16 protein-coding genes are annotated in these 15,393 nt (G+C 64.5%); 12 read left to right on the top strand and 4 right to left on the bottom strand.

The window, feature by feature from the left end:
- The first annotated feature begins 19 nt into the window (after positions 1-19).
- On the top strand, positions 20-1,462 hold the full coding sequence (locus AC0QDI_RS09375; protein WP_474667496.1) for an oligosaccharide flippase family protein: 1,443 nt from the start codon (positions 20-22) through the stop codon (positions 1,460-1,462).
- 31 nt (positions 1,463-1,493) lie between these two features.
- Here the strand turns inward: AC0QDI_RS09375 and AC0QDI_RS09370 are convergent, their stop codons facing one another.
- From AC0QDI_RS09370 to AC0QDI_RS09360, 3 genes are all read right to left on the bottom strand, one after another.
- Positions 1,494-2,309 (bottom strand): histidine kinase, encoded by an 816-nt coding sequence (locus AC0QDI_RS09370; protein ID WP_474667495.1) that lies wholly within the window; start codon positions 2,307-2,309, stop codon positions 1,494-1,496.
- 72 nt (positions 2,310-2,381) lie between these two features.
- Positions 2,382-3,395 carry a 4-demethylwyosine synthase TYW1 gene (gene twy1 / locus AC0QDI_RS09365; RefSeq protein WP_474667493.1) on the bottom strand — a complete coding sequence of 338 codons (1,014 nt, stop codon included), beginning with the start codon at positions 3,393-3,395 and terminating at the stop codon, positions 2,382-2,384.
- 67 nt (positions 3,396-3,462) lie between these two features.
- The gene (locus AC0QDI_RS09360) at positions 3,463-3,798 is read right to left on the bottom strand and encodes a hypothetical protein (protein ID WP_474667491.1); all 336 of its coding nucleotides are present in this window, start codon (positions 3,796-3,798) and stop codon (positions 3,463-3,465) included.
- A gap of 218 nt (positions 3,799-4,016) precedes the next feature.
- Here AC0QDI_RS09360 and AC0QDI_RS09355 point away from each other — a divergent pair, with 218 nt between their 5' ends.
- The 11 genes from AC0QDI_RS09355 (at position 4,017) to phoU (AC0QDI_RS09305) (ending at position 14,767) form a co-directional block, all read left to right on the top strand.
- Positions 4,017-5,108, top strand: a complete 1,092-nt coding sequence (locus AC0QDI_RS09355; protein WP_474667489.1) for a PstS family phosphate ABC transporter substrate-binding protein — start codon at positions 4,017-4,019, stop codon at positions 5,106-5,108.
- A 30-nt stretch (positions 5,109-5,138) separates the two neighbouring features.
- Positions 5,139-6,215 (top strand): phosphate ABC transporter permease subunit PstC, encoded by a 1,077-nt coding sequence (gene pstC, locus AC0QDI_RS09350; RefSeq protein WP_474667487.1) that lies wholly within the window; start codon positions 5,139-5,141, stop codon positions 6,213-6,215.
- Positions 6,212-7,765 carry a phosphate ABC transporter permease PstA gene (gene pstA / locus AC0QDI_RS09345; RefSeq protein WP_474667485.1) on the top strand — a complete coding sequence of 518 codons (1,554 nt, stop codon included), beginning with the start codon at positions 6,212-6,214 and terminating at the stop codon, positions 7,763-7,765. Before pstC (AC0QDI_RS09350) ends, pstA (AC0QDI_RS09345) begins: the two co-directional genes overlap by 4 nt.
- Positions 7,762-8,670, top strand: a complete 909-nt coding sequence (pstB, locus tag AC0QDI_RS09340) for a phosphate ABC transporter ATP-binding protein PstB (RefSeq protein WP_474667483.1) — start codon at positions 7,762-7,764, stop codon at positions 8,668-8,670. The genes pstA (AC0QDI_RS09345) and pstB (AC0QDI_RS09340) overlap by 4 nt, the downstream gene beginning before the upstream one ends.
- The gene (phoU, locus tag AC0QDI_RS09335; protein ID WP_474667481.1) at positions 8,670-9,386 is read left to right on the top strand and encodes a phosphate signaling complex protein PhoU; all 717 of its coding nucleotides are present in this window, start codon (positions 8,670-8,672) and stop codon (positions 9,384-9,386) included. The genes pstB (AC0QDI_RS09340) and phoU (AC0QDI_RS09335) overlap by 1 nt, the downstream gene beginning before the upstream one ends.
- A gap of 240 nt (positions 9,387-9,626) precedes the next feature.
- Positions 9,627-10,601: a PstS family phosphate ABC transporter substrate-binding protein gene (locus tag AC0QDI_RS09330; RefSeq protein ID WP_474667479.1), complete on the top strand. Its 975-nt coding sequence runs from the start codon at positions 9,627-9,629 to the stop codon at positions 10,599-10,601.
- Positions 10,598-11,521, top strand: a complete 924-nt coding sequence (gene pstC / locus AC0QDI_RS09325) for a phosphate ABC transporter permease subunit PstC (RefSeq protein WP_474667477.1) — start codon at positions 10,598-10,600, stop codon at positions 11,519-11,521. Before AC0QDI_RS09330 ends, pstC (AC0QDI_RS09325) begins: the two co-directional genes overlap by 4 nt.
- Positions 11,521-12,411, top strand: a complete 891-nt coding sequence (gene pstA / locus AC0QDI_RS09320; RefSeq protein WP_474667475.1) for a phosphate ABC transporter permease PstA — start codon at positions 11,521-11,523, stop codon at positions 12,409-12,411. Before pstC (AC0QDI_RS09325) ends, pstA (AC0QDI_RS09320) begins: the two co-directional genes overlap by 1 nt.
- Before the next feature lie 2 nt (positions 12,412-12,413).
- Positions 12,414-13,286, top strand: a complete 873-nt coding sequence (gene pstB / locus AC0QDI_RS09315) for a phosphate ABC transporter ATP-binding protein PstB (RefSeq protein WP_474667473.1) — start codon at positions 12,414-12,416, stop codon at positions 13,284-13,286.
- 162 nt (positions 13,287-13,448) lie between these two features.
- On the top strand, positions 13,449-13,940 hold the full coding sequence (locus tag AC0QDI_RS09310; protein WP_474667471.1) for a metal-dependent hydrolase: 492 nt from the start codon (positions 13,449-13,451) through the stop codon (positions 13,938-13,940).
- Positions 13,941-14,095: 155 nt separating this feature from the next.
- Positions 14,096-14,767 carry a phosphate signaling complex protein PhoU gene (gene phoU / locus AC0QDI_RS09305; RefSeq protein ID WP_474667469.1) on the top strand — a complete coding sequence of 224 codons (672 nt, stop codon included), beginning with the start codon at positions 14,096-14,098 and terminating at the stop codon, positions 14,765-14,767.
- Positions 14,768-14,812: 45 nt separating this feature from the next.
- Here the strand turns inward: phoU (AC0QDI_RS09305) and AC0QDI_RS09300 are convergent, their stop codons facing one another.
- On the bottom strand, positions 14,813-15,388 hold the full coding sequence (locus AC0QDI_RS09300; RefSeq protein WP_474668337.1) for a cupredoxin domain-containing protein: 576 nt from the start codon (positions 15,386-15,388) through the stop codon (positions 14,813-14,815).
- Positions 15,389-15,393: the final 5 nt, after the last annotated feature.

Below are 15,393 nucleotides of genomic sequence, written 5' to 3'. Positions count from 1 at the left end.
CCGCCGTCTCAGTACAGCCATGAGCGACGCGACGTCGGTCAGCCTCGGCGGCGAGACGGTCAAGGCGACGGCCGCGAAGTTCACGATGGCCGCGATCGGGTTCCTCGGAACGATCGTCTTCGCTCGTGCGCTCGGACCGACCGGGTTCGGCGGCTACTACCTCCTCTTTTCGCTGGTGAAGATCGCCGATCGGGCGGTCAACGGCTGGGGAACGGCGGTCAAAAAGCGGTATTCGGAGGCCGACGCCCCGTCGGGGGAGCTGATCGCCAGCCAGGGGCTGTTCACCCTGGTGTGGACGGCGGTGGCAATCGCAGCCGCCGCCGTCGCCTCGAACTGGCTCGCCTCCTACACGGGCCTCCCCGACGCGCCGGTGTTGTTCGTCCTCTTGCTGTTCGCAGTCACGCTCTTCGAGCCGCTCGATCTGATCGTGCAGGCGCGCGGCAGAGTCGGGGCCTCGATGTGGACCGATACGCTTCGATCGCTGCTCACCTTCCCGCTCCAGTTCGGCCTGATCGTTCTCGGATTCGGCGCTGCGGGCATGGCCTACGGCCTGGCCGCGGCGACGTTCCTGACGGTGCCGGTCCTCTGGTACTACGTCCGGACGCGGCCGGTCGCGCCGAGCCGGGAGACCGTTTCGAACCTCTGGTCGTACGCCAGGTACAGCATTCCGAACTCGTTTCTCGGACAGGCCTACGACCGCTTCGACATCATCCTGCTCGGCTACCTGCTCGCGCCCGCCGCCGCCGGGCGGTACGAGGTCGCGCTCAAGCTCACGGTGCCGGCGACGTTCGTGACGATGGCGGCCTCGAGCGGGCTGATGGCTCGCGTGAGCCACCGTCACAGCGAGGGCGAGGAGCTCGGGACGGACGTCTCGAACACGCTCTCGTTTACGAGCGTTTTCGCGATCCCGATGTTTTTCGGTGCCGTCGCGCTGTCCGAACAGCTCGTGGTGACGGTCTTCGGTCCCGACTACGCCGCTGCCGCGGGGCTCCTCGTCGGACTGGCGGCGTACCAGATCGCGAAGACCCAGGCCGGCGTGCTCACGAGCGTGATTTACGGGATCGACCGGCCGGATATCAACACGCGCGTCTCGGCCCTGACGCTGGCGATCAACGTGGCTCTCGGCGTCGCGCTGACGCTCGCCTACGGCGCGATCGGCGTCGTGATCGCGACGGCCGTCGCCGAGACGCTCCGGTACGCCCTCTCGGCCGCCGTCGTCAAACGTGAGCTCTCGTCGGTCGTCCTGTTTCCCCGGACGCTCGGCGAACAGTTCGCGGCCGGCGCGGTGATGTTCGTCGTCGTCGTCGCCGCCGAACGCGCCGTTCCGATCGACCACTGGTATCACCTCCTCGCGATCGTCGCGCTGGGTGCGGCGGTCTACGGCGTCACGTTGACGGCCATCAGCCGAAAGCTCCGCGTGACGATCAGAGGCGTCGTCCGCAGTTCGCGACTCGAGTTGTAGGCCCGGCCGCCCTACGGTGGTGGGGCCGCTGTTACAGGCTTTCGGCGATATAGTCGCCGATTGCCGCGACCCGTGTCGGGTCGTCCGTCCAGAACCCGTCCCAGATGCGCGGCTCGGTCTCGAGACAGAGCAGTGCCATCGGCTGGGTCGCCTGACCGTCCTCGTGAGCGGCGGAGTCGTCCGGTTCGTAGACGACGAACCAGCCGTCCCGATACTCGGCCTCCGTTCCGGTGTGGGCGGTCAGATCGAGGTCGACCGTCGTCCCGTCATCGACGCCGTAGACGTGCGTCTCGACGTCCGTCGCCGCGAATTCGGCGTAGACCTCGGCGGTCCCGATCTCGTCGTCGATGCGCGAGAGTTTCTGAAACGCGCTCCGAAGCGTCCCGTCGCCCGCGTTCCAGGCGCGTTGCTCGATGTATCGCGAGACGATGATCAACAGCAGTTTCTCCTTGTGCGCGAGCGGATAGCCGCGAAGTCGAAGTCGCGTGTTCTCGAGGCCCGCCAGGACGTCGGGGAACTCGATCTCGCCGATGCCGCGCGCGCCAGTGACGAATAGATCGGAGTTGATCGCGAGCAACGAGTCGTACAGTTCGAGCATCGAGGAGGCCGCAACCGGTCGCCCGTCCTCGAGCAGGACGGCCGTGTCGCCTTCGGCCTCGAGCGTCCGGGCCACTGCTGGCGGCGGATCGGCGACCTCATCGGGTCTGAGTCCGCTCTCGACGGCGATCGGCTGGTCCGCGAACGTCTCGGCGAGCATCGACTCGAGGGGCCCCGCCGCGTCGTCGCTGATGACCGCGATCGTCTGGTTCGGGGGACCAACGTCGTCGATGAACGATCGAAGTGTCACCCGTACACGTTGTCGAATTCGACTCTTAAACGTTCTCGCCGATCGGGGAGATCGCCGGCGAAGCGGTCCGTCTCAGTCGCCGGTGACCGGATCTCGCTCCCAGAATTCGCTTCCCTTCTGCAGCTTCGGGACCCACGTGTCCGAGGTCTGCGAGAGCAGGGCGACGCGGGAGGCCGGGACTCCCATGACCTCGTCGAATCCGGGCATGTACTCCCGGACCGCCTCGGTGAACTCGATGACCTCCTCGTGTTCGGGCATCGCCGAGCGGTCGAGTCGCCCTCTCGAGTGGCCGACGTGCATGTACGCCTTCAGCTCGATGAAGTCGGGGTCGGCCTGCTGGTAGAAGCCGGCGTACCAGTCCGGATTCCGCATGTTCTCGCCCTTGACGAGCGTGGTCCGGAGCACGGTTCTGGTCTCGTCTTTCTCCGCGAGGACGTCCATCGTCTCGAGGAGCTTCTCCCAGGCGTCGTCTTCCATCGCGCCGACGACCTGGTCGAAGGTGTGGCGTTCGGGGGCGTCGACGCTGACGTACAGTTGCGTGGGATCGCAGTCGCGAAGCATCTCGGGCCGGGTGCCGTTCGAGACGAGGAACGTGGTGATGTCGCGGTCGTGGAAGGCCTCGATGAGTTCGGGCAGGTAGGGGTAGAGCGTCGGTTCGCCGTCCAGCGAGATGGCGACGTGGCGCGGCTCCATCGCCTGGTCGAACACCTCTCGAGGGACCTCCTCGTTGCCGCCGAAGCCCGAGAGGAGCTTCTTCTGGAGTTTGATCGAGGCGTCGACTACTTCCTCGGGGTCATCCCACTGGACGTCGTCCATCTCGTAGGAGTGGCCCTTGTGGTCGCGCCAGCAGAAGACGCAGCGCTCGTTACACCGGACGACCGGCGTCATCTGGATGCAGCGGTGGGACTCGATGCCGTAGAAGATGTTCTTGTAACACTTCCCCTCGCCGCGCAGGGCATTGGCCGTCCAGCCGCAGGTCTGGGCGGCCGTGTGATTCTCGCTGTGGTAGTCCGGGCTCGAGACCTGTGCCGGCCCGCCGTCGTCGCCGTCGCCGCCGTCGGCCCCGGGGTTCGCGGAGTCGCTCATGGTGCGGCCGTTGGGCGGGCGCGGTCAAAAGGCGTGTGGTGTTCCGGGCAGTCGGCTCGGCGATCGGTCACTCGTCGCGCTGCTCGTCGCCAGCGGAACCGCCGCCGGGGCCCTCCGGCAGCGAGTGGGGGTCGGGCGGCTCGTCGCCGTGTCTGGTGTCGTCGCGCTCGAACAGGTAGAGCGCCGGCCCGCCGACGACGATCACGAGCAGACCGGGGATCGGCACGTCCGGGGGTGCGAGATAGAGGACCAGCGCTCCCCCGCAGGTGGCGAACACGATCCCTGCCCAGAGCGCGGGTCTCGAGACCTCGAGCCGGGCCGCGTCCCGGTAGACGGCACCGGCACAGCCGAGGACGACCGCGAACCCGACCACCGCGACGGCGACTCCCTGCAGCGAAACCATACCTCGAACGTTACTACCGGCCGTAAGTCAGTGTAGCGATTCGTCGGGGCGTTTGCAGTGAATCACACGAGCAGTGGAGCCGTCGAGGAGTAGACTCGCGTGAGTGCCGGCTCGAGCGACATTTCACTTCAGTAGGACTATATAGAACTATGTGGGCGCTGATCGATATATATGGCTCATAGCATCCTATTTTTATAGCCTCTCGAATCACTCACGTGATGGCAGACAACCAGTTCGGACGCGACGCAGTATCGCGACGGAAGTTCATCGCCGCGACGGGTGTTACCGGTGCCGTGGCAGCAGCCGGCTGTCTGGGGAGCGCCGGGGGGAGTGACAGCGAACCACTGACGGCCGACGGTTCCTCCACCGTCTACCCGATCACGTCCGACGCGGCGTCCTACTGGAACTCCAACCACCCCGCCGACGACGGCGAGTACTGGGGTTCCAACGACGAGAACACTGCATCCGGCTACGACGCGATCGACAACTCAGATGACAAGGCTCTCGCTGACTACTGGGCGGGCCTCTACGGCTTCGAATCTAGCGACGGCGCAGCGCCGCCGTTCCCGGTCAACGTCGGCCTCAGCCACTCCGGAACCGGCATCGAGAAGGTCTCGAACGAGCAGGTCGACATCGGTGACTCCAGCGCCCCGGTCTCGGCTGAACTCCCCGACGCGAGTCAGGAGGAACTAGACAAGTTCACCGACCACGTCGTCGCCCGTGACGGCCAGCCCGTCGTCGTCAGCAAAGAGATCTATGACGCTGGCGTGACGAAACTCACCGGCGATCAGGTTCGCCAGATCTACCGAGGAGAGATCACCAACTGGTCCGAGATCCCCAGCTACGACGGCCCGGGCAAGGAGATCCAGGCTGTCGGCCGCGCGGTCGGCTCTGGTACCGACACCGCATTCCGCGCTAACATGCTCGGCGATTCGGAAGCCGACATGCCCGGAGTTGACGTCCGTAAGGGCCAGAATCAACAGGTCCAGACTACCGTCGCCGACTCCGATAATGCAATCGCCTACATGGCGCTGGCGTTCGTCGACGAGAACCGCGTCCCGGCAATCTCGCTCGAACTCGACGGCACGACGTACACGCTCGGCGAGAACCTCGGCTCGAAGGATTACCCGCTCTCCCGCGAACTCCACTGCTACACCTACGAGGGAACCAGCAAGAAGGAGGCGGCGTTCCTCAACATGCTGTTTAGCGAGTTCGGTCAGCAACACTTCGTCAAGCCGAACAACTACTTCATGCTGCCGCCGGAGGAGCGCGAAGAGCAGCGATCGAAGCTGCCCGAGCAGGAGAACTAAGGCGAGTCGGCTTTCGACTACCGATATTTCATGTCAACGAAAGAGATACACCAACAACTGAAAGACCAGTTTGGGGTCGAGACCACCGACGATCGCCTCATCGCGCTCGCCACAGCGGGCGTACTGTGCCTGCTCGGGGCGGTCGTCGCATTCCTGATCGGATCGCCGTTCGCGGCGTTTCCCTTCGCGGGGTTCTTGTTTACGGTAGCGTACGGACTGTACGAGTACCAGGCCGCGACGGCGAAAGCCCTGACCTTTCTCGCGACGATCGGGACTGGAGCGATCCTTGCACTAATCACGATCTATCTGCTCATCGAGGCGCTGCCTGCGATCCGTTTCATGGGTGCGGAGATGTTCACCCACACCAGTGAGCCGTTGTGGCGGACCAGAGGCGAGGAGATCTACTCGCTGGTCCCGATGATGTGGGGCACGCTCGTAACGACGATCCTCGCGATGCTGATCGCCGGACCGCTGGGTGTTGCCGGCGCGCTGTTCATCAGCGAGATCGCTCCCGACGCAGTCCGCGAGGTCGTCAAGCCCGCCGTCGAGACGCTCGCGGGCATCCCCTCGATCGTCTACGGGTTCATCGGCTTCACCATCCTAAACAGCTACATGATGGAGAACCTCGAGTTGTCGACGTCCGGCAGCCTCGTGATCGTGGGACTGGTCGTCGGGCTGATGTCGCTGCCGACGGTTGTCTCGGTCGCAGAAGACGCTATCGCGAGCGTCCCCGAGTCGATGAAGAGCGGGTCTCTTGCGCTCGGGACCACCGACTGGCAGACGATCAAGAGTATCACCCTGCCCGCAGCGTTCTCCGGCGTCTCCGCGGCGGTGTTGCTCGGCGTGGGGCGCGCCGTCGGTGAAACGATGGCGGCGACGGTGATCCTGGGCCACGCTCAGCGGCTCCCCGACCCGTTGTACGATGTCTTCGGTAACACGGAGACGCTCACGAGTCTCATCGCGAGCCAGTACGGCGTCGCCAGCGGGACCCACATGAGTGCGCTGTTCGCCGCGGGCGTCGTGCTGTTCGTCAGCGTCACTGTGCTGTCGATCACCTCGCAGTATATTGAACGACGTATGAAACACCAGCTAGAGGGCAAATCATGAGCGGGGAGGCCGCCTCTCGGACGGCCGCGCCGGCAGTCGACGTGTTCGACCGCGTCGCGCTGGGGATCATCGGGATCGCTATCGTCACGTTCCTGCTCGGCTGGACGACGCTGTTCGAGCGCACGAGCCCGGCCACCGCAGTCGCGGGCCTCTCCCTGTTCGCGCTGTTCGGTGCCGCGTTCCTGCTCGCCGGCGTCGGATTGATCGTCTCCGGGATCGCGTCGAACGTCGGACTGTTCGAGACTACCGCCGATCGGTACACCGGACTCGGCACCGGCGTCGCGTTCGGCGTCGTCGGCTTCGCGACCGGCGGTCTCATGACGACAGTCCTACTCGGTGTCGGCGCGACCGGGAGCGTCATCGCGGGACTGGTCGTCGCGCTCGTCGCGACGATCGCCGTTGCGGTGCTCCCGGAAGATCTCGGGACGACGCTCCCGGTCGGCCTCCTCGCGCTGGCCTGGGGGGCGCTGCTCGCCGCCGGACTCGTCGACGTCGGCTGGGTCTGGACTCCGCCGTCGCTCGATGCCGCCTTCCACGCGCAGGTCGTCGTGCCGCTGGTGACGATCGCGCTCAGCCTGCTCGTCGTCTGGAGCGGTGCGATCGTCTCGGAGGGATTCGGTAGCCAAGGCCGCCAGAACGGCGCGTACATGCTGATCGGACTGAACGCCTTCGGCATGATCGCCGTGCTCCTGTTGTTGATCCTCTTCGTAGCCCGGAAGGGGCTGCCGAAACTCCTCGAGGGCGCACAGTTCGGTCCGGGACTGAACGTCTCGGTCCCGTTCCTCACGAACGGCGTCATGCTGGGCCAGCAGTACAACGGCATCTTCCCGGCGATCGTCGGGACGGTCTGGCTCGTGATCGGCGCGGTGGTACTGGCTGTGCCGATGGGAATCGGCGCCGCCGTCTTCCTCACCGAGTACGCAGAACAGGGTCGATTCACCGCGGTGATCGAGACCGCCACCAACGCGCTGTGGAGTACGCCCAGCATCGTCTACGGCCTCTTCGGCTACGCGTTTCTGGTGCCGCGGTTCGGGAACAGCAGTTCGCTGCTGGCAGGGATGATCGTTCTAGGGTTCATGCTGTTGCCCCTGGTCGTCATCACCAGCCGGGAGTCGATCAAGAGCGTCCCCGACGAGTACCGCGACGCCAGCGCCGCACTCGGGGTCAACCAGTGGCAGACGATCCGGAGCGTCGTACTACCGGCCGCGATGCCCGGTGTCGTGACCGGCGTGATCCTCGGTGTCGGGCGGATCGCCGGGGAAACGGCGCCGATCCTGCTTGTGACGAGCGGGCAGCCGTTTCCGACACGCGCGCCGAGCATTCTCGGTTCGTTCCGGTTCACGGCGACGCCGCCGTTCGTCCAGAACGATGCGCTGTTGCAGGCCTCGAGTGCGCTCCCCTACCAGCTGTACGCCGTGATCACCGCCGGCGTTGGCCAGGAGGAGGCGTTCGGATGGGGGACCGCTCTCGTACTGCTGATGGTGGTGCTCGGCTTCTATGCGATCGGCATCGCCTCGCGGATCTACTTCAGGAGGAAACTACACCAATGAGCGAACAGACAGTGACGCGGACGAACGAGGAACAGCACTCCAACAGTCTCACGGTCGATGCCGAGACCGACGAGCGACTCGTCGACTCGTGGACCGACTACGAGTTCGAGGGCGAGGCCGCGATTACGGTCGACGATCTCGACGTCTACTACGGCGACGACCACGCCATCGACAGCATCTCGATGGAGATCCCCGAGCGGAGCGTGACGGCCCTGATCGGTCCGAGCGGCTGCGGGAAGTCGACGTTCCTCCGGTGTCTCAACCGGATGAACGACCGAATCGACAGCGCCCGGGTCGAGGGGACCGTCGAGATCGATGGCGAGGACATCTACGAGGGCGATACCGATCTGGTGCAACTCCGAAAGAGGGTTGGGATGGTCTTCCAGAGTCCGAATCCGTTCCCGAAGTCGATCCGCGAGAACGTCTCCTACGGGCCACGAAAGCACGGCGATGTGAACGTCGGCCTCTTGGGTCGTCTGCTCGGGAACGACGACCGTGAGGCCGAACGGCAGATCGTCAAGCATTCACTCCAGCAAGCCGCGCTGTGGGACGAAGTGTCCGATCGCCTCGACGACAACGCGCTCGGACTCTCGGGCGGCCAGCAACAACGACTGTGTATTGCGCGCTGTCTGGCCGTCGACCCGGACGTGATCCTGATGGACGAGCCCGCGTCGGCGCTCGACCCCATCGCGACCGCAAAGATCGAGGACCTGATCGAGCAACTCGCCGAGGAGTACACCGTCGTCGTCGTCACGCATAACATGCAGCAGGCGGCTCGCATCTCGGACCAGACGGCCGTCTTCCTCACTGGGGGCGAACTCGTCGAGTACGACGACACGGACAAGATCTTCGAGAACCCCGAGAGCGAGCGCGTCGAGGATTACGTCACCGGCAAGTTCGGGTGATGACGCGCGAAGACTACCGAAAGCGCCTCGAGCGGCTCCGCGAGGCGGTCGTCGCGCTGGGCGACCTCGTCCGCGAGCAACTCGCGGACGGACTCAGTGCGCTGTTTAGCGGCGATCGAGAACTCGCACGCGACGTTGTCGCGGGTGATCGGGGCGTCAACCGTCGCTCCCGCGAGATCGAAGGCGACTGTCTCGACTTGCTGGCGCTCCAGCAGCCGGTCGCCGGCGACCTCCGATTCGTCGTCGCCGCGTTCAAAATCGTCACCGACCTCGAGCGGGTCGGCGACCTCGCGACCAACTTGGCCGAGTACACGCGAGATTCGACCGGCTCGGCCCCGACGCTTCCGGACGTCGACTTCGAACGGATCGCCGCGCTCGCGCTCGAGCAACTCGAGCGGGCGATCGAGGCGTTCGTCACGGACGACGCGGACGGCTGCGTTGCGATCGCAGCGCGCGACGACGAACTGGACGCCCGCTGTGCCAGCGTCGCCGAGCGCGTCGTGCGCACCCTCATCGATCTCCGCGCCGGGAGCGGGACGAACCGGGAGCGCGGGGCCGGGGACGAGGCCGGCGGCCCGCCAGTCGCGGACGTGCTCGCCGACGTCTCGCGGACGTTCGTGATCGTTCGCGACCTCGAGCGGATCGGCGATCACGCGGTGAACGTGGCCGCCCGAACGCTGTACGCGCTCGAGAGCGACGAGGCCCTGCTCGGTTGATGGCGACCGTCGGATCGGTTCCGATCCACGCCTCGTCTATATATGTCCTGACTATCGTTCGCTCTCCGCACGCACTACTGGTACGGTCGAACGTGATGGATGCCAACTGGTGACACATATATCCGTCCAGCGCCCCGTGGGCGCTACTACGCCTCGTCCCGCGATCCGGCGAATGGAGTACATAGTCCTATATAGATCACATAGTAGTATACTTACCTCCTCTGTGGCTTCGATTCGGTGATGTCGAGAGATACCACGGCGTCTTTGTCGGCCGTATCCGGTCGACGTGATTTTCTCGCCGCGGCAAGCGTTGCCCTCTCCGGCGGATTGGCCGGCTGCACCGGCGTCTTCGCCGCGGAGGGCAACAACGTGAACATCGCGGGAAGCAGTACGGTGTTTCCCGTGACCGAGGCGATCGCGTCCGCCTTCTCCGAAGAAAACCCGACCGTCAACCTCTCGCTCAGCAAGACGGGGACGGGCGGCGGGTTCGGCAATTTCTTCTGTGCGGGACGGACCGACATTAACAACGCGAGTCGGGCGATCGCCGACGCCGAAGTCGAACAGTGTAACGGGAACGGCGTCACGCCGCTCGAGTTTCCGATCGCGACGGACGCGCTGACGGTCGTCGCCAACCCCGATGCCGATTGGGTCGACTGTCTCACCGTCGAACAGCTCCAGGAGATCTGGCGGGCCGACGGTGCCCAGCGCTGGAGCGATATCAACGAGGAGTGGCCCGACGAGGAGTTCGAACTCTACGGCGCCGCGACGACGTCGGGCACGTTCGACTACTTCAACGAGGCGATTCTCGGCGAAGAGCTGAACCACCGGAGCGACTACTACGCGACCGAGCGCGACCGAACGATCGTGCAGGGGGTCCAGGGTTCGGAGGCCGCGCTCGGCTACTTCGGCTTTTCCTACTACAGCGAGAACCCGGACTCGATCAAGGCGATTTCGATCGACAACGGGGACGGCTGCGTCGAGCCGTCGATCGAAACGGCCAAGTCCGGCGAGTACACGCCCCTCTCGCGACCGCTGTTCATCTACGTCGCGAAGGAATCGCTCGCCAAACCCGCTGTCCGTGACTTCGCGCGCTTCTACATGAACCGTTCCGCGACGGAACTGGTCTCCGACGTCGGCTACGTGCCGAACACCGAGGAGCAACGCGACGAGAACCTCGAGAAACTCGAGACTGCGATCGAGGAGGTAACCGAATGAGCCAGCCGGACTTCTCTCACGACGGGATCCGCACGGCGCGGGGGACGGCGTTTCGGTACCTCTTCATGGTCTGTGCGCTGCTGTCGATCCTGACGACCGTCGCGATCATCCTGACGTTGCTCGTCGACGCGGTCGATTTCTTCGCGCAGGTTTCGCTCGTCGAGTTCCTGACGGGCACGCGGTGGAGCCCGACGAACGAACCGACTTCGTTCGGCGTCCTGCCGCTGATCTCGGGCACGCTGGCGGTCACCGTCGGCGCGGCGGCGGTCGCCCTCCCCATCGGTCTGCTGACCGCGATCTACCTCAGCGAATACGCCTCCGAGCGCCGACGATCCTACCTCAAGCCCGCGCTCGAGGTGCTGGCGGGCGTCCCGACGGTCGTCTACGGCTATTTCGCGCTCGTCTACGTCACGCCGGCGCTCGATACGTTCTTGCCGCTGTCAACGTTCAACACGCTGTCGGCGTCGATCATGGTCGGGATCATGATCATCCCGATGGTCTCCTCGATCAGCGAGGACGCGATGAGCGCGGTCCCCGATTCACTTCGGCAGGCCAGTTACGGCCTCGGCGCGACGAAGTTCACCGTCTCCACCTCGGTGGTCGTGCCGGCCGCGCTCTCGGGGATCTTCTCGTCGTTCATCCTCGCGCTCTCGCGGGCGATCGGCGAGACCATGATCGTCGCCATCGCGGCGGGCCAGACCCCCCGACTGATCGACGTGACCGATCCCGCGGGACTGTTCCTCAACTCGATCCAGACGATGACCGCCGCGATGGTCCAGATCGGAACCGGCGACATCGTCGGGCAGGGCCCCGCGTACAAGAGCCTCTTCGCGGTCGGACTGACGCTGTTCGTCATCACCTTCGTCATGAACCTCATCAGTGAACTCGTCGCCTCGCGCTATCGGGAGGTGTATCGCTAATGGCGGCCGACACGCGAGACGCGCCCGCCGACTCCGGCTTCGGACAGGTCAGCCGGACGAAAGACGTCGCCTTCCGCCTGCTCGCACTGGCGGCGACCCTCGTCGGCATCGTTTCGCTCGCTGCCCTGCTGGCGAACGTCGCCGTCGACGCCGTCGGCTGGCTCGACTGGGGATTCCTCACCAGTCCGCCGCATCCGAATCCGTACGAGGCCGGGTTCCTCCCCGCCCTGATCGGCTCCATCGCGATCATGCTGTTGATCGCGCTGCTCACGTTCCCGGTCGGCGTCGGGGCCGCGGTCTACCTCGAGGAGTACGCCAGTGACGGCTACCTCACGCGATTCATCCAGCTCAACATCGCGAACCTCGCGGGCGTTCCCTCGGTCGTCTACGGGCTGTTGGGTCTGGGGCTGTTCGTCGGCCTCCTCGGATTCGGGTATGGAACGGTGCTGGCCGCCGCGTTCACCGTCGGCCTGCTGATCCTCCCGATCATCATCATCGCGGCCCAGGAGGCGATCCGGGCGGTTCCGGATTCCCAACGGCAAGCCTCGTACGGGATGGGCGCGACGAAGTGGCAGACGATTCGGAACGTCGTCCTGCCGCGAGCGATGCCCGGTATCATGACCGGTACCATCCTCGCGCTCGGGCGTGCCATCGGCGAGACGGCGCCGCTAATCATGATCGCCGCGCCGACGACCGTCTTCGGGATGCCTAACAGCCTCTTTAGCAAGGTCAGCGCCATGCCCTTGCAGATCTACAACTGGGCGTCCTACCCGCAGACGGAGTTCCAGTACGGCGTCGTCGCCGCCGGCGTCGTCACGCTGCTCGTCGTCTTGCTTACGATCAACTCGATCGCGATCATCATCCGGAACCGCTATCAACAGCGAACCTGACAATGACTAACGAACAGATGACTTCCTCGGAAACGGAATCGACCACCGATCAACCAGCGCCGACGCCGGGAACCGACGGCCTCGCCGACCGCGGCGACGCCGAGGAGGGAGAAACGACGACGGATCGAACGCTCCTCGAGGCGCGAGATCTGAGCGTCTACTACGGCGAGGAACGGGCGCTCAACGACGTCGACATCGAGATTCCCGAAAAACAAGTCACGGCCATCATCGGCCCGTCCGGCTGTGGGAAATCGACGTTTCTCCGGTGTATCAACCGAATGAACGACCTCGTCGACAGCGCTCGCATCGACGGCGAACTGCTGTTTGACGGAAAGAACGTCTACGACGAGAACGTCGATCCGGTCGCGCTGCGCCGGAAGATCGGCATGGTCTTCCAGACACCGAACCCCTTCCCGAAGAGCATCCGCGATAACGTCGCCTACGGACTGAAAGTCCAGGGAAAAGACGACAACGTCGACGAGAAGGTCCGGACCGCCCTCGAGCGAGCGGCGTTACTCGAGGAAGTCGAAGACCAACTCGACTCGAGCGGGCTGGAACTCTCGGGCGGCCAGCAACAGCGGCTGTGTATCGCTCGAGCGATCGCCCCCGATCCGGACGTGATACTGATGGACGAGCCGGCCTCGGCGCTGGACCCGGTCGCGACCTCGAAGATCGAGGACTTGATCGAGGATCTCGCCGAGGAGTACACGGTCATCATCGTCACGCACAACATGCAGCAGGCGGCTCGTATCTCGGATAAGACGGCGGTCTTCCTGACCGGCGGCGAACTCGTCGAGTTCGACGACACCGACAAGATCTTCGAGAATCCCGAACACGACCGCGTCGAGGACTACATCACCGGCAAATTCGGCTAGCTTTCGGAGTACCGGTCCGTCCACTCCGTTTTCATCGACACTGTCGGGTCCAGCCGGTACGAGACATGGTCTCCGTAACTGCGTGAGACCGTCTGTACCGTTGATCACTGTCAAACGCTGACAGTGCCGTTTATCTGTTTACGTTCCATGATAACTATCCGCATGGTAGCGAACGGGGTCCACATTCTGATCAGTCTGGCACTGGTCGCGTTGCTCTTCCGATCCGAACGGCCGGAACCGTACCTCGTCGCCGCGCTCGCGGCGGCCGTCCCCGACATCGATACGTTCGTCTTTCGGCCGCTGGTCGAGCTCGGCTACGTCGAGGGGGCGCTGTGGATGCATCGGGGACTGACACACTCGCTGCTGGCCGGGATCGCTCTCACCGTCCTCCTCGCCGCGTTCGGCCCCTGGCGGGCCGCCGCCGTCGGGTTCGGCTCGCATGTCCTCCTCGATTTCCTGAGCGGCGGCGTCCGTCCGTTCGCTCCCTTCGACCTCACGATGTACGGGATTTCCGTCGATTGGCTGCTACTGAATATGCTGCTATCGATCATCGCCGTAACCGTGATCCTCGGCGGCTTGCTCGGCATGAAATACGATATCGGCCAGCAAATCGTCTCGCGCGTCCCCGAAACGACACCGGAACAATCCCGGTAGTTTCCCTCGACGGCGGTCGAAATCGATCCGACTCGGCCGTCGCGCCTGCGCGTCGTGGCTTCCCATCGCATTACGACGGTCCTCTTCCTACCGGAGCCTGCGAAGCGAGTCGTTCGCACGGTGTCTTTATCAGGGACGAGCGAGCTTTCAAAGACATGGCCAGACAATCCTATCAGGAGAAGCTTACGGAGCTCCGCGAGGACGTGCTCTACATGAGCGAAGTCGTCATGGAACGCCTTCGTATGGGGCTCGACGCCCTGGAACAGAAAGACGAAGAACTCGCCCGCGAAGTGATCGAGGGCGACGGCGAGATCAATCGGATGTATCTCGATCTCGAGCAGGACTGTATCGACCTGCTCGCGCTCCAGCAGCCGGTGGCGAGCGACCTGCGATTTATCGCCGCCTCGTTCAAGATCATCACCGATCTTGAGCGGATCGCCGACCTCGCGACGAACCTCGGGGAGTACACGTTCGACGCCGAACAGGACCTCTTCCCCGACGTCGACGTCCAGGAGATGGGCGACCTGACCCTCGACATGCTCGAGGACGCGATGCTCGCGTACGATACCGAGGACACCGAACGCTGTCGCGAACTCGCGACCCGCGACGACGAACTCGATCAGTTCGCCGAACGCGCAAGCGAGATCGTCGTCCGCGACCTCATCGAACGCGAACTCGATTCGCCGAGCGAGGTCGAACGGTTGCTCCAGGACGTGTCGCGGCTCCTGTTGACGATTCGCGACCTCGAGCGCGTCGGCGACCACACGGTCAACATCGCCGCGCGGACGCTCTATATGGTCGAAAACGACGACGAACTGATCTACTAATCGGGCGGTTCGACGCGAAGACGTGCTCGCGCGCGGTGGCCCTGTCTACTCGGTCAGGTTGCCACCGGTTTCGTTACCGCCAGTTTCGTTGCCACCGGTTTCGTTACCGTCAGTTTCGTTACCGCCGGTTTCGTTACCGCTCGTTTCGTTGCCGCCACCGCCACCGCCGCCCTCTTGTACCTGGATCTCGCCTTCCATCTGCGGATGCGGCTCACAGCGGTAGACGGCGATGTCGTCGCTCGCTTCGAACTCGAAGGTCTGGGGCTCGTCCGGACTCGCAACCGGATCGCCCGTCGTGTAGCCGTCGATGACGTTACCGTCGCTGCCCCGCAACTGGAGATTATGCGCTTGATCGTCGCCCTCTGACCAGCCGATCGTATACGTCTCGCCGGACTGGAGAATGAGCGTCGGGTTCGATTCCCCTTCGATCGAAGACGGCGCGAGGCCTTCCCATTCACTGGTCTGGCCGCTGAAATCGATCTCCGTGCCGGGTTCGATCTCAAAGCCATCGCCGCCACCGCCGTTGCCGCCGTTTCCGTTTCCGTTCCCGTTTCCGCCACCACCGCCACCGCAGCCGGCGACGAACGCCGTCGAACCTGCGACACCTGTTAGCTTGAGCATGCGTC

This window comes from Natrinema sp. LJW11, from assembly GCF_056135975.1.
This window is presented reverse-complemented; position numbering and strand designations above follow the sequence as displayed.